The sequence below is a fragment of the Bradyrhizobium sp. USDA 4504 genome (assembly GCF_054063995.1).
Genome location: NZ_JBSSGV010000001.1, coordinates 8,808,969 through 8,823,485, shown reverse-complemented (window position 1 = coordinate 8,823,485; position 14,517 = coordinate 8,808,969). Strand labels below are relative to the sequence as shown.

Genomic DNA, 14,517 nt, shown 5'->3' with positions numbered 1-14,517 from the left:
TTCCACACGCAGGGTGGGGGCCTGGCGAGCTTTATCATGGACGAAGCCCCCGCGCACCTGCTGTTATCCGGCACGCAGATTGCTGGGTGAGGAGCAAGGAGCCGCCGCGAGAAAAGCGGCCGTGCGGACCATCTTCCGAGTCCCAATGAGGCTTTTCCGATTGATTCTATTCGACCTGGCTTTGATGCTGCTTGCACCTGAAGTCGCAGAAGCCATGAATGCAGGCCTCGGCGCACACCTGACATCGGCCACCAGCGCCATGGCGCCGTTCGAGCGGATCGCCGGCCATGAGGCGGTGTCAAGCTCTGGGGATAGCCGACGCGTCCACAGCCAAACGACGCAAGGCGCGCGAGTCCAGCCGGCGGACGAACTGAGTCCGGCCAAGCTGGCTGAGGATTCCGCGATATTGGACGCCCGCCTTGCATGTGTGATCGGTAAGCGCTTGCGGCAGCGTTCGATTGGGACGATTCTCGATGACAGGGAGATGCTCAGGATGCCAGCCGTCGTAACGCCGTCGATCTGCAATGCTGCCGCGGCACCTTTTGGCCTCCTCGGGGCGGAACCGCCGCGCTGGAGCAAAACAGACTCGATTGTCGGCGGCATGGTGTTCATCGCCTTTGCAATCATTCTCGTCGTGATTTGATGAAAAGATGCAGCATAGGCGCGCGCACGTGAGAGAAGCAAAATCGGGCTATATAGAAGTCGCCTTCAACGGCACCCCCGCAAGCATCCCTTTGGATGCGCAATTCAGCGTGCCGGCCAAGGGCGTCACGGCGATTTTCGGTCCGCCAGGGTGCGGCAAGACCACTCTCGCGCGCTGCATTGCCGGCGTGCAGCGTATGCCGACTGGATTTTGCGGTGTCAATGGTGAAATCTGGCAGGACGAAACGACGTTTCGGCCGCCTCATCTGCGTCCGATCGCATATGTATTCCAGCGACCAATTCTTTTCTCTCATTTGTCCGTCAAGCGCACCCTTCTGTACAATGCGCCAAAATCGAAAGCGTCACTGATTGACCTTGATGGCGTCATCGAGTTGCTCGACCTGGCGCCGCTGCTTGACCGTGCGCCTTCACATCTTTCTGGTGCCGAGCGACAGCGACTTGCGCTGGGCAGCGCGCTGTTGTCCCAACCTCGGCTACTTCTGCTGGACGACCCGCTCATTGTGCTCGACCGACCCGCCAAGCATGAAGTTCTGCCCTTTATCGAGCGCATGCGTGAAGAGCTCACGTTGCCTATGATCTATATCTGCCACGACATGGCTGACGTCGAGCGCTTTGCCGACCATCTCGTCACGATGAAAGATGGCATTGTGACCGCGGCCGGGCCGCTGCATGCCGTCCAGAGCGATCCAGCGCTTGCTGCTCGAGGCGAATCGGCTGTCTGCGTCGATACCGTAATCGGCGGCTATGACGGGCGCTATGGGCTGATCATCCTGCGCCTCAAAGGTGCGCGTCTGTTGATACCTGGGCCACCGCTCAGACCAGGCGCGCAGCTAAGGCTGCGCATCGCGGCCGGTGATGTCAGCATTAGGCGCGAACCACCGCGCGCAAGCTCGATCCTCAATGTTTTTCCGGCACGGATCAAAGCCTCTCTGCCGTTCGACGAAGCTGAGGTCACGTTGGTCCTGGCGCTCGAAACCGGCCGTGCGGGCGTTCCCCTTTTGGCGCGCATCACTCGCCGCTCGTTTGATGAGCTGGGGCTCAGTAACGGAATGAACGTATTCGCCGAGGTCGCGCGAGCCTTGCCGGTCTCACCCCCCGAGCGGCTGCTCATAACGCCTGCGACACCAGTAGGAGATATTCCACAGAAAAGCGCTAACACGCGAAACGAACAGAAATAGGATCACGGCCATGATCGATAACCTTGATGACGTCGATCCGACAGCTGTGGCGGCGGTTCTCTACCAGCCAGAAGATGACGCCGACGAGCTCCTTGCCGATTTCGTCCAGGATCTCGCGCGGCATGACGTACGCGTCGGCGGCATCGTCCATCGACCCTTCAGGAATGCAAACGGCACGGACGTAATGCTCGCAATCGACGTTGCCACAGGGCGAGATATCTCGATTTCCCAGCTACTCGGCAGCGGGGCGGCGTCCTGTAAACTCGATACAAACGGATTGGCCGAGGCCGCAGTTGTCGTTTCCCAGGCGCTTCGCGACAAAGTCGATCTCCTCGTGATCAGCAAATTCGCAAAACAGGAAGCGGTTGGCTGCGGCCTGCGCGCTGAATTTGTTGATGCGATCACTCGGGGTACGCCGCTCCTGACAGCTGTTCCAAGAAAATGTCTTGCCGACTGGAGAGCTTTTACCGGTGATGTTGGCACGCTGCTACTTTGCGATCGTCAAGCCGTAGAGGAATGGTGGCGCGTTGTCTCCACGCGCCCGGGGCGACGCCGCGCCTTCAGCCCTAGCTGGAGCTATTTGGGGACGATGATACCGGACAGCTTGATGACGGCTGCGAGAATATCGCCGGCGTCGATTCCGGAATCGCCGATGAGGCTCCTTCGCCGCCCACGAAAACAGCCTTAGCATCAGCAGCCGTTTCACACTGTAAGCTGCTCTGCGAGGACGCCGTGAGTCCATTTTCGGTCGGCAAGTAGCCGTTTTCGAACAGCGGTTCAATCGCTGGTCGCGAAATTCGGTTGCTAACTTGGACTGCGGCAGCCCAATCGTCACGTACGCACCCGTCCATGACCTTTCAAACGATCGAGCATCGCGTCCAGACAGCATGATTGGAGGTGGGATGTGAGGGCCGTCAGACCCAAGCCGCTGGTGATCTTAGTCGCGACAATCCGATCTTGACAACGGATGGCATATAGCTTGCTTCAGCAATGACGACACCACTTACGCAAAGCACACTTGTGAGGTCAGCATGCTCGGAATTGGAAGTCAGTTGCCGCCGTTCGAAATCACAGGCGTGAAGCCCGGCTTTCAGGCGCAGGAAGAAGAAGGACACAGCGCGTTCGAGACGCTGACCGAAACGAGCTTCCCAGAAAAATGGAAGATCATCTTTTTCTACCCCAAAGATTTTACGTTCGTCTGTCCGACCGAGATTGCTGAGTTCGGCCGGCTATCCAAGGAATTCACCGATCGCGACGCTGTGGTACTGGGCGGCTCGACTGATAATGAGTTCTGCAAGCTCGCCTGGCGGCGCTCGCATGCAGACCTGCACAACTTGCCGATTTGGCAGTTTGCCGACACAAAAGGAACCTTAGTCGACGGCCTCGGCGTACGTTCACCTGAGGGCGTTGCCTATCGCTACACCTTTATCGTCGACCCCGGCAACATAATCCAACACGTCTATGCGACAAATCTGAACGTCGGGCGTAGCCCCAAGGACACGCTCCGCGTTCTGGACGCGCTGCAGACCGACGAACTCTGTCCCTGCAACCGCGAAGTCGGCGGCGAAACGCTGAAGGTTGCGTGAGGCAGCATGTCGTCGATTGAGCAGTTGAATGAGACTATTCCCGATTTCGCCAAGGACGTCAGGCTTAACCTGGCGTCCTTGCTGGCCGATGATACGCTGTCGCCGCAGCGACAATACGGCCTGCTGCTGGCGAGCGCGATTGCCACTCGCAATGCAGACTTGATTGCCGCGATCGAAGCGGCAGCAGCTGCCGTGATGACGCCCGCGGCGATCGCCGCAGCGAAATCCGCAGCCTCTGTGATGGCGATGAACAATGTCTACTACCGATTCGTTCACCTCGCGTCCAACCCGGAATACAAGACCATGCCGCCACGATTGCGCATGAACGTGATCGGCAATCCTGGCGTGGATAAATCCGATTTTGAGCTGTGGTCGCTGGCGGTCTCGGCCATAAATGGCTGCGGTGCCTGCATCGACGCTCATGAGAAGACGCTGCGGACTGAGGGCGTCAGTTCCGGAGTGATCCAGGCTGCCGTGCGCTTTGCTGCGATTGTGCAATCAGTGGCGGTTGCGATCGAGGCCGCCGGGCGCGCCCCGTCCAAGCCGACGGGCTGATTCCTTTGTGCGGTCGGATCGACACCGCTTACGGCGCCACTCCATTGCGGCACGACCAATCCTCGGCATTCAAGCGAGCATGATATCCTCAATCTGAGTCTTGCGGGCATCTCCTCGGTTGCCTCGTTTGAATTTCATCTTAAGTGCAGACGAGCCAGAATGCGCCACAAAGGCGGCGAGATCCTCCTTGTGATGGCGATCTCACCGCCGCCTTTCGCTGCACTCTCAGCCAAACTTGAACAGCACGCCGTACCCGCCGCGCGGATGGCTCCATTTGATGTCGCCGGAGGGTTCAGCGATGACGCGGCAGGTGCCGCACTCGATGCAGCCGTCGACGGCTATCTCGACTTGGCCGTTGTCGTTAAGTTCGTAGCATCGCGCAGGGCAGGCTTTCAAAAGCGCAAGTAGCTGCGGCGACGGCGTGGTGTGCGGGCGCACGGTGACGTGAGGGCGACCGACATCGACAAGATAGCGGTTGTAGTACAGCTTGTCTTCGACGCGCACTGAGGGCTCGACATTCATTCTTTGGCCTTCCATTGTTCGATTTCACACTGTTGCCGGTCAGCGCCAGGCCCTGGCAAAACGGCACGCATCCCCGAACAGACCTGTCCATGACCGCGCCTTGACGAAGGATTTCAGGGTCACCTTCTCCTTCTCAACCTTCGGCGTACCGTCGACGCGTACAAAGTTCTGAAGCGCCTTGGAGATAAGCTGCGGATAGGTAAGAAAGAAGTTTTGCGAATGGGTGTGCATCAGCGTCGGCATGTCTTTGTACTTCTTGAGGTCTTTGATGACGAAGGACTCGTCCAGCATCTTCTTGTAGAGCAACAGATTTTTTGCGGTCATCGGCTCGCGGCGCGATTTGACCTGGGCGATCGCTTCGGCCGCAATGCGGCCTGAGGTCATCGCAAGATTGGAGCCTTCGCGATGAATGGCATTGTTGAGCTGTGCCGCATCCCCCACCACCACCCAACCCTCACCGTAGAGCTGCGGGATTGCTTTGTACCCGCCTTCAGGAATGAGATGTGCCGCATATTCCTTGACTTCGGAACCTGCGATCAGCGGCGCCACGGAGGGATGCTGCTTGAAATGATCGAGCATGCCGTAGGGTGTCTGGCCGGTGCGCTGGAAATCGGCGACGAGGCAGCCGATGCCGAGCGAGATGCACTCCTTGTTGGCATAGATGAAACCCATTCCGGTCATGCCGCGGGAAATGGTACCGGCAGCCTCGATCACGACGCCTTCGTCGCCCTTAAGATTGAAACGCGCCTCGATCGTCTCGCGAGGCAAAAAGTGCATTTCCTTCACAGCGAGCGCGACATTATCGGGTGTCGGCCGCGGGCGCAGGCCCGCCCGCGTGCCGAGGAGACCATTGACCCCCTCGGCCAGCACGACGACGTCGGCGTGTATTTCGCCGTCGCGGCGATCCGTACGAACTCCGACGATCCTCTCATGGTCGTCCCGTACGAGCTCCGTGACTGTCGTCTCGCACAGCACGGTCGCGCCGGCCTCCCGCACCTTCGAGGAGAACCATTTGTCAAACTGCGCGCGTATGATCGTGTATCGGTTCGGCCGCTCCTCGTTGAAGTCATCCGAGCGGTAGTGCACGCCGACATGGGAGCGATCGTCCATCATCCAGAACCGCTGTTCGACCAGATGGCGTTCGAGCGGCGCCTCCTCGCGAAACTCGGGTATCAGCTTTTCCATCATGTCGGCATAGAGGATTGCGCCCTGCACATTCTTCGATCCGGAATATTCGCCGCGCTCGAGCTGCAGCACCTTCATGCCGTGCTTGGCCATGGTCAACGCCGCTGCGTTGCCGGCCATACCGGCTCCGACTACGATCGCATCGAACTTCTCTTCAATCATCACATCATCTCCTCTAGACCGCGAGCCGGGCGCGCGAATTCGGCAAGAGCCTGGCGCGAAATGCGGCCGTCAGCGACGGGAGCAACTGCATGGCATCACTGACGATCGCGACATGAGCGAAATCGAAGATCGGTGCGTCCTTGTCGGTATTGATCGCGACGATCAGGTCCGCCCCCTCCACGCCGACCCTGTGCTGAATTGCGCCGGAAATGCCGGCGGCAATGTAGAGCTTTGGCCGGATGGTCTTGCCGGTCTGGCCGATCTGCCGGTCAGACGTCACCCATCCTTTTTGCACCAGAGGACGCGAGCAACCGTACTCGGCGCCAAGAAGAGTTGCTAGCTCTCGCACCAACCGAAAGTTCTCGGGCGATCCCAGTCCCAAGCCGCCGGCGACGACGACATCGGCATAAGCCAGATTTGATGTTTCGGAATCGCGATCGGGAATGAACGTCAGCACTTTCGTGACAATATCGTCTTCGACAAGACCGAGCGGATGGATGATGATACGAGCGGCGTCGCGGACGACACGCTCGGGCATCGGCATGACGCGCGGCCGGACGGTTGCCATCTGCGGACGGTAGTTCAAGGTATAAATCGTGCACAGCAACGAGCCGCCAAAGGTCGGACGCGTCGCTGCAAGGGACCCATCTGCGTCGACATCGAGCGCGGTGCAGTCGGCGGTGAGCCCCGTCGACAAGGTGGTTGCCACCGAACCTGCAAGATCGCGACCGAGTGTCGTTGCGCCCAACAGCAGGATTTCAGGCTTGTAGGTGTTGACGAGTTCAGTTAGCGCTTTGGTATAGGATTCATTTCGGTAATCCGACAAAACATTATCGCTCACGAGATAGGCCAGATCGGCGCCATAGCAAAAGGATTCAAGTGCGGCGTTGCGCGTCGGCTGCCCCTCCGGACCAATAACGACCGCGGCGAGGTTCACCTTCAGCCTGTCGGCAAGTCTGCGCCCCGCCCCCATGAGTTCCCAGGAGACCGGATGCACCTGGCCACGCTCCTGCTCGACGAAAACCCAGACATGCTTGTAGGCCTTAAAGTGCTCCGGCAGTTCCTTTTTGGCCGCCGCGCGGCCGGCCGCCGCCGGCGCAGCCGTTTTGCTGACATTGCTCATGTTTTAAATTCCCCTCAATAGTGCGCGCGCCCGCGCCACAGGATTGGTTTCCAGTTCGGTTGGCTGAAGATCAGTTTTGCTCAGCAGATGGCCGGCTGCACGGTGGTTCCGCCTGCTCGGTGCGGCCCGACCGCGCAACGAGAGGCGTCGCTCGGGGCGAACGCACGGAGCGGGCCAGCTTCCGAGAGGGCCTGGAGACAGGCTTCCTGTGGGCCCCGTTCGACAAGCGCCAGCGAGGCGGCCAGGCCGCTGCGATCACCCTGGTTGACCCTGTCCATGCTTGAGTACGCGGGTCCGCTTGCTTCGCAAGAGCTGCACCTCGCTTTCGGTCTAGCGCTCCACATCGGCAGTAACGACCCGGGTGATCTTGCCCCCGCGCTATCATGCGATGAGTGCTCGGCCGCCAGCGCTGGTGACTCGCGTGGGCCACCGTCGCCCCCTCTTTCTGGCGCATGTTGCTATCGGCGCTGGGGTAGATGTAGATCTGCGCACAAGCGGGCACCCGCCTGATGCTGACGAAGATGTGCATACGCTTCCCAATTGAAGCGTGGACGGGCGGCTTACCCGTTGGCCGCCCTCGCGGGCTCGATAGTGGCTTTAATCGCATCAAAAGCCAGCTCGCTTGGCACTGCGCGAGCGTGAGCCACGAAATGTTGCCGTACAGCTCGGTAGGCAGTAGGCGTAACGTGAAAGGTTTTCCTTCAGATCTCATTTCGGACGGCTACCATTTATTGCATCGATGACTGGATCGACACGACAACAGCAAGTGTCGTACCAGTTGCAAGAACCAAGTAAATCGGGCGAACTCAATGGCTTATGAGGCACTTGGAACGGCTGCTAATCCCCAGGAGACGATCCGTTCGGACAAGGGTCGGGAATACGACAGCGTCGCGCGAGTCCTGGCGGAGAGAGTTGATGGAAGGAGACGAAGCCTGCACGAGGAGCCGTCAGCGTAAGATCATTTCAGCTCGCTCAATGGGACAAAGGCCGTCGGCTTGCCACAGTCTGCGACGGCATCCTTCAAAACCTTGAACACCCGCTGCTCGATTGGCGACGATGCTACGAAGTCGGCATAGGCCTGCTCCAGCATCGCTTTGCAACGAGCTCTGATGTCCGGCTCTGCGACACCTGCGAATTGCTCATTGGCAAAATATTGTCCCATGCGCTTTAGGATGTGAAGGCGCGCGACATCGACGATCATAGGATCGTAATCGACGCCCAGCACTGAAAAAAACTCTTCCGCCGACGAAGCCTTGCTGAGCCGATCCAGGATACCGGCTGTTGGGTGCGAGTTACTCATCGAAAAATCCCCTTTGAATCAGCGGGTGGACGGTCGGCCAAAAGGCGGCAGAGGCTGGTCATCGTAGTGCATGCCCCCTCGTGCAACCATGCGGAGGCAGGCCAGTGTTCCTCGCGCGCTTGGTCTTGAGTGTATCCCAGACGTTGCTGGGCGGGGCTGGTCACGCCGGGTGGGTCGCCAAGCATCCGCACACATCACGCCAGATCGCCACCAAGGTTTCGCGCTCGACCGGCAGCTTGTGCTCGACGGCATGTTTGCGTGCTTGCGACAGGATCTGTCTCGCCTGATCGGTGCTGGCGACGAGCTGTAATTCTTTGAGCAACGCGGTGATCGCCGACAGCCCGGAATGCTTGCCGATCACAAAACGGTTGCGGCGCCCAAGCAGAACCGGGTCAAGCGACTGGTAGGTGCGCTGATCCTTCAAAAGGCCATCCACATGAATGCCCGATTCATGCGTAAACACATGCTCTCCGACGATGGCCTTGTTCAGAGGAATCGCACGTGCGGCTGCGGCTGCAACCACCGCAGCGACGTTCTCGAGCTCCGACAGTATGATGCCAGTCTCGCGGCTATAGAGCTGCTTGAGTGCGACCGCGACCTCCTCGAGCGGTGCATTTCCGGCCCGCTCGCCGAGGCCGATAACGGTTACCGAGGCGTGGCTCGCGCCGGCCTTGATGGCGGAGAGCGTATTGACGGTTGCGAGACCAAGATCATCGTGACCATGAAACTCGAGTTCGAGATCCGTGGTCGCACGCAAATTTCCAACCAGCGCGAAGGTTGTATCCGGGTCGAGCACACTGAGCGTATCGGCAATACGAAATCTCCGTGCTCCGGCCTCTTTTGCGGCTGCTACCAGTCTGATGAGAAAATCGATGTCGGCGCGGGAGGAGTCCTCGCCGCCGACGGCGACCTCAAGTCCCTGCTCGCGGGCGTAACCTACTACTCGCTTCACTTGCTCCAGCGCCAGGTCGCGACAACCGCCAAGTTTGGCCGCGATCTGCACATCGGAACTCGGGATCGACATATTGACCATGGACACCTTCGCTTCGATCGCGGCATCGATGTCCGCTTGCCGCATCCGGCACCAGCCTATGGTGGTCAGCGGAAGCTCCGCTTCGACGATTGCGCGGATGGCGGCGATCTCCTCGTTGCCCATCGCGGGCGTTCCCGCCTCGATCTCCGTCACGCCGGCCCGCGCCAAAGCCTGCGCGATCGCCAGCTTTTCCTCTGTGGTGAACGCAACACCAGGCGCCTGCTCGCCGTCGCGTAATGTCGTGTCGTTGAGCACGGTCGGCCTGACGCCCGCCTGCTCGGACCAAGGCGGTTTGGCTGTGGTGGTGGCGGCCATCACGAAAGGGCTCCTCATTGTTTTCGACCTAGAGCGCTTCAGCAACCCGCATGCCAGCCCGCCATCCTTGACAACCCGTTGAAAATAATGCGCTCTTCTCCTCGGCTGACCTTCGCAATTGGATTGTCGCAAACGCGACAGGTTCACGAAGCGGACGCCTCACCTTGCCTCTTGCCTCGCTGAGCTCGAATGTTGACGCGATTGCACTATGGGATGCGGACAACGTTGCGAATCCCCTCTGGCTCGGCATCGCCTTGGACCTCATAGTCGCGTCCGCATCGAATGGCGTTAGCCTCGCCCTTCAGCTCCTGCGAAGTTCGCCAAAGCCCGCGATGCGTTATCAGATGACCGGGAGATCGAGGAACCTTGTGGCAACTCAAATAGGCCAGTCGCCACTGACTTCCGGGCGAGCTGCCTGCAACAGAAGGTCGCGCCGGCGCTCGGCCATCCGACTCTCGCCGCTTTCTTCGCCGAAGCAGAGATTGAAGTCGTTACATTGTGTGCACACGGGCGTTGTGCACATGACGAGGCCTTCATCCTCGCATAGCGAGCGGTAGAAGAAGCGCTTCCAGCGCATATTGTTGATATTGCGCGCGGCGAGGGGCGCGAAGTGGCGGCTTAGTAGCCGCGAGAGTTCGCCACGATTGCGCAACCCGAGATCTTCCCACAGATGATCTGGCTCTATGGAGCGGCGGGCGATCATCGCGGCCAGCCAGCCGCCGATATGCCCTTCCGTCGAGCGTTGCTTGAGTAAGAGATCGCGCACCATCGAGATTTCGTCATTTTCATCGCACTTAGACGCCAGCAGCTGCTCCGAGATCTTGACCTCAACCGACGGAAAATAGAGCCCCAGCAGGGCCGCCAGCTCGTGGCCGGACAGGCCGGCCTTCTCGGGAAGCGCACCACCATCCATCGAGGCGGCCGCCAGGATCGACGCCAGGACATGGCAATCGAAATTGCTGTCGGTGACAATGTCGGCATCTTCAGGAGACACGCCAATAAGCGCTCGGTAGGTTTCAATTCCTCGCTGCACATCGCTGCTCGCATCGACGGCGCAAGCAGCCATAAACGTAAGGAGGTGCGTTTCGGGCATGATGTTTTTGGGCTAAGCAGTCACTTTTGCCCCGCCCCGTTCTGGCTGGTCGAGTGCTGTTAGAGTGCCGGTCTCCCCGGATGGGGGGTGAGGGAGACCGGCATCCGTCGCGCGCCTTCAACAGGCCGCGACCCGCGACCCTTATGAGGCCGCGAGTTCGGCGGCGGTCTTGCCGATGATGGATTCGTCGACGGCCTTCATTATGCCATGCTCCATCAGCATGTCCTCGAGCTCGTCCATGGAGATCGGGGTGGGAATGATGCCCTTGCCGCCATTGTTGTGAATTTTGGTTGCAAGATTGCGATAGTGATCGGCCTGCTGCGACTCGGGCGCATACTCGAGCACCGTCATGCGCCGCAGCTCGGCATGCTGCACCACATTGTCGCGCGGCACGAAGTAGATCAGCTGAGTGCCTAACTTCTTCGCCAGCGCCTCCGCCAGCTCAAGCTCCTTATCGGTCTGCCGCTCATTACAGACCAGGCCACCCAGCCGCACGCCACCCGAGTTGGCGTATTTCAGGATGCCCTTGGAGATGTTGTTTGCGGCATACATCGCCATCATTTCACCCGACATGACGATATAGATTTCCTGCGCCTTGTTCTCGCGGATTGGCATCGCGAAGCCCCCGCAAACGACGTCGCCGAGCACATCGTAGGAGACATAGTCAATGTTCTCGTAGGCGCCGTTCTCCTCCAGGAAATTGATCGAGGTGATGACACCGCGGCCGGCGCAGCCGACACCCGGCTCAGGACCACCGGACTCCACGCAGCGGATGTCCTTGTAGCCGACCTTCATCACATCCTCGAGTTCGAGATCCTCCACGCTGCCGGCGCTCGCTGCAAGACTCAAGATCGTGTCCTGCGCCTTGGCATGCAGGATCAGGCGGGTCGAATCCGCCTTAGGATCGCATCCCACAATCAGGATTTTCTGGCCCATCTCGGCCAGTGCCGCCAACGTGTTCTGGGAAGTGGTAGACTTGCCGATGCCGCCCTTTCCGTAGAACGCGATTTGTCTCAGTGAAGACATTTAGTTCTCCATCAACCGATTTGCCAAAAGTTGCGTGCTTCCTACACGCGAGCTTGTTTCTCTTTCAGAAACGGGGCACACGGGTTCAAGGGAAGGAGCGCATCGCTCGTCTTACGCGTCGGCGTGCACCCAGCCCCTCACTCAGTGTTGCTGCCGGTGAATAGCAACTGCCATGCCAACGCTATCCAGGCTCATTAAGCTTCTGATTAGGTTCTAAAAAACCAACTGTCCGTTGAGTAGCCCCAAGACGTTTTGGACGGACAGGATCTTCGCGCCTGTCAGGAAACGAACAACGGCAACACCCATCAACCGAAAAGCCGCAGCTTGGCATGACCTGGTCCAATGCCCTTAAATGGAACGGGACTTGCTCCCTTTCTTGCAAGTCGGTGGTCGGCAATTTGCGAAGAGTGAAATGCAGGTCGAAGTCGGAACCTCCAAGTGGCCTGGCGAGGGTGTTCGTGGGTCGAGGATGACGAAATCAATTGTGCGGCAGAACTCGCGATCCAGCTGATCAGATTGACGCATGACCTTACGGCAGCAAGAAGCACGCGGCCGCCTGCGGATCGAAGCTAACTGGGTCCTGTTTCGAGATTCGCTATGAGACATAAAAGGCCGATGCTCGTTGATAGGTTGGCGGCTCAATTTCTAGCTGGCTCGGATCTTGCTCGTTTGCGAGCCACCCCGGGAGATCACGGCCGTCGATCGCACTAACGCCAGCGCAAGCACGGTACGGTGCTTACGCCACTGACGGGCGATGGTGCGCAACGGTGTCAAAATGCGCTTTCGGACGTAGCGGAACTGCCGCCGACCGTTCAGCTCGGCGCAGCCACATGAGGTACACCATGGCGACCATCCTTTTTTATCGGAAGCCCGGCTGCGTCGCCAATGCGCGTCAGATGCTGGCGCTGAAGGCCGCTGGCCACGACCTGATAGCCAAGGATATATTGAAGGAGCCATGGACTGCGGAGGACTTGCGACGCTTCTTCGGCAGTATGCCGATCGCATCCTGGTTCAACCGAGCCGCGCCTCGTATCAAGTCGGGGCACATTAATCCTGACACAATCGACGCCGCGAGTGCGCTCGCGGCGATGCTGGCAGATCCGCTCCTGATCAGACGACCGCTGATCAACGCCGACGGTGCAAGATGCGCCGGTTTCGATCATGAACTCGTGCTGTCGCTTCTTGGTCGGGATACGCAAGATGATCTTGAGGGGTGCTCCCACGAACAACAGGACACGCACTGTCCATCGTTGTGAGGAAACGATCGATCATACTACTATTGCCGCCAACCAATCCGAACAACGATCCTCCCACTCCCGTCCATTTTTAGAATGGCTGACGGTACTTCGCTGAGAATGCCGGCGTGCGTGGCTCTTCGTAACCAGCAGCGCCCAGGCTGCTCGGCTTGAATACGACCTTTCCATCGCCCGCTTGTGTGAAACCGCCGCAGCTCGATCGCGCTTATCGCACATGATGGCTTCAGTCTGAATTTGCCGGCGCTTTACGCCGAGACGCGGTTTATTGAATAGATTCGGCTCAGACAGAACATTGAAGGGAATAACGATCCAGACAGAGAACGCGACGCTCGCGGCCGTGATCCTTATGCAACGTGGCTGCAGAATTGCGCTACGTCCGCCGCCATTTGATCAGCATCAAATCCTTCGCCGTCTGCCATGTGTGACAGAAGTCTCGCGCGACTCTTCGCGCGAACTTTGGAATGGAGAATTCGATGAGGACAACGACAATTCTGACAACGGCATCGCTGCTTGCGCTCGCGACCCCGCTGGCCAGCATCCCGGTAAGGGCCGCGGACCTGGCGCGGGCCCCGATCTACTACAAAGCGCCTCAGATTGAGCCCTTCAATCCGTGGATGATCCGCCTGCGCGTGCTTGGCGTTTTGCCGGATACCGCCGGAAGCTCCGTCAATGTTGCCGGGGCGCCGGCGCTGTCCTCGCCCGCTTCCGGACTATCGATCAGCGACCAAGTGGTACCGGAGCTCGACATCACCTATTTCTTCACAAACAATGTTGCCGCCGAACTCATTCTCGGCGTGACCCGTCATCACATCAGCGGCACGGGCACGCTAACTGGTCTAGATGTCGGCAAAGCTTGGCTGTTGCCGCCAACCCTGACTCTGCAATATCACTTCACCGATTTCGGCCCGTTCAAGCCCTACATCGGCGCGGGCATCAACTACACCGTATTCTTCAACCAATCCGCAGCCAATACGTCACTCACTGGCCCTGCAGTGACGGATTTGCACATCAGCAATCAGTTTGGCGCCGCGGTCCAATTCGGCTTCGACTATATGCTTGACCGTCATTGGGGCCTCAACTTCGACGTGAAGAAGTTGTGGTTGCGACCGAATTATTCGGCGACTGTAAACAATGCAATTGCTGTCACCGGCCGCGCCAATATTGATACATGGCTCGTCAGCGGCGGCATCACTTACAAGTTCTGACGCTAAGAACTCGCTTCAGTGAGCTCTCGGACGCGCCGCCTCGTCTGGCGCGTCTCCCCGCTGTTAGTGCAGTTACAAAGGCGAGCGGGATGATGTGTAAAACGACACGTCGTCTCGCCGAAGGCCGGGAGCCATTCGCAGCTTACTCTCGCTGTGAGCTTTGGACGTGGCGGTAAATGACGGAGCACAAACAGATCGAGCCAATAGCGGGTCAATAAAATCCTACTCGTGTTTCCTTCTCGGCGGATGTAGAAGCGGTCACCCTGCTTATCGGAGCCGAGAATTCAAGCCCGAACGCCCCCGTGTGAGAACGAT

General features: G+C 59.0%; 14 protein-coding genes. 7 read left to right on the top strand and 7 right to left on the bottom strand.

The window, feature by feature from the left end; translation table 11 throughout:
• Positions 1-160 precede the first annotated feature (160 nt).
• The 5 genes from ACVMB1_RS41460 to ACVMB1_RS41440 all read left to right on the top strand — a co-directional run bounded on the left by ACVMB1_RS41460 (position 161) and on the right by ACVMB1_RS41440 (position 3,982).
• Positions 161-643 (top strand): type 2 periplasmic-binding domain-containing protein, encoded by a 483-nt coding sequence (locus ACVMB1_RS41460; RefSeq protein ID WP_141713433.1) that lies wholly within the window; start codon positions 161-163, stop codon positions 641-643.
• Positions 644-671: 28 nt separating this feature from the next.
• Positions 672-1,841, top strand: a complete 1,170-nt coding sequence (gene modC, locus ACVMB1_RS41455; protein WP_245313880.1) for a molybdenum ABC transporter ATP-binding protein — start codon at positions 672-674, stop codon at positions 1,839-1,841.
• Positions 1,842-1,851: 10 nt separating this feature from the next.
• Positions 1,852-2,529 (top strand): DUF2478 domain-containing protein, encoded by a 678-nt coding sequence (locus ACVMB1_RS41450; protein ID WP_069277634.1) that lies wholly within the window; start codon positions 1,852-1,854, stop codon positions 2,527-2,529.
• Positions 2,530-2,872: 343 nt separating this feature from the next.
• On the top strand, positions 2,873-3,427 hold the full coding sequence (locus tag ACVMB1_RS41445; protein WP_069277633.1) for a peroxiredoxin: 555 nt from the start codon (positions 2,873-2,875) through the stop codon (positions 3,425-3,427).
• A 6-nt stretch (positions 3,428-3,433) separates the two neighbouring features.
• Positions 3,434-3,982, top strand: a complete 549-nt coding sequence (locus ACVMB1_RS41440; protein ID WP_069277632.1) for a carboxymuconolactone decarboxylase family protein — start codon at positions 3,434-3,436, stop codon at positions 3,980-3,982.
• 225 nt (positions 3,983-4,207) lie between these two features.
• On the opposite strand, the gene ACVMB1_RS41435 is transcribed toward ACVMB1_RS41440, so the two are convergent.
• From ACVMB1_RS41435 to nifH, 7 genes are all read right to left on the bottom strand, one after another.
• Positions 4,208-4,504, bottom strand: coding sequence for a ferredoxin family protein (locus ACVMB1_RS41435; RefSeq protein WP_069277631.1), 297 nt, complete (start codon positions 4,502-4,504; stop codon positions 4,208-4,210).
• 39 nt (positions 4,505-4,543) lie between these two features.
• Complete coding sequence (locus ACVMB1_RS41430) at positions 4,544-5,851, bottom strand: FAD-dependent oxidoreductase (RefSeq protein WP_057018221.1); 1,308 nt, start codon at positions 5,849-5,851, stop codon at positions 4,544-4,546.
• A gap of 13 nt (positions 5,852-5,864) precedes the next feature.
• Positions 5,865-6,974 carry an electron transfer flavoprotein subunit alpha/FixB family protein gene (locus ACVMB1_RS41425; RefSeq protein WP_057018220.1) on the bottom strand — a complete coding sequence of 370 codons (1,110 nt, stop codon included), beginning with the start codon at positions 6,972-6,974 and terminating at the stop codon, positions 5,865-5,867.
• A gap of 958 nt (positions 6,975-7,932) precedes the next feature.
• Complete coding sequence (gene nifW, locus ACVMB1_RS41420) at positions 7,933-8,274, bottom strand: nitrogenase stabilizing/protective protein NifW (protein ID WP_069277630.1); 342 nt, start codon at positions 8,272-8,274, stop codon at positions 7,933-7,935.
• A gap of 160 nt (positions 8,275-8,434) precedes the next feature.
• Positions 8,435-9,622, bottom strand: coding sequence for a homocitrate synthase (gene nifV, locus ACVMB1_RS41415; protein WP_456849787.1), 1,188 nt, complete (start codon positions 9,620-9,622; stop codon positions 8,435-8,437).
• A gap of 376 nt (positions 9,623-9,998) precedes the next feature.
• Positions 9,999-10,715, bottom strand: a complete 717-nt coding sequence (locus ACVMB1_RS41410; protein WP_176731333.1) for a nitrogen fixation protein NifQ — start codon at positions 10,713-10,715, stop codon at positions 9,999-10,001.
• A gap of 141 nt (positions 10,716-10,856) precedes the next feature.
• Entirely contained in the window at positions 10,857-11,741 is an 885-nt protein-coding gene (gene nifH, locus ACVMB1_RS41405; protein WP_057018216.1) for a nitrogenase iron protein, read from the bottom strand.
• A gap of 842 nt (positions 11,742-12,583) precedes the next feature.
• On the opposite strand from nifH, the gene ACVMB1_RS41400 reads away from it, so the two are divergent.
• Positions 12,584-12,997 carry an ArsC/Spx/MgsR family protein gene (locus tag ACVMB1_RS41400; RefSeq protein WP_069277639.1) on the top strand — a complete coding sequence of 138 codons (414 nt, stop codon included), beginning with the start codon at positions 12,584-12,586 and terminating at the stop codon, positions 12,995-12,997.
• Between the two features lie 461 nt (positions 12,998-13,458).
• Positions 13,459-14,202 carry an OmpW/AlkL family protein gene (locus ACVMB1_RS41395; RefSeq protein ID WP_456849785.1) on the top strand — a complete coding sequence of 248 codons (744 nt, stop codon included), beginning with the start codon at positions 13,459-13,461 and terminating at the stop codon, positions 14,200-14,202.
• Positions 14,203-14,517: the final 315 nt, after the last annotated feature.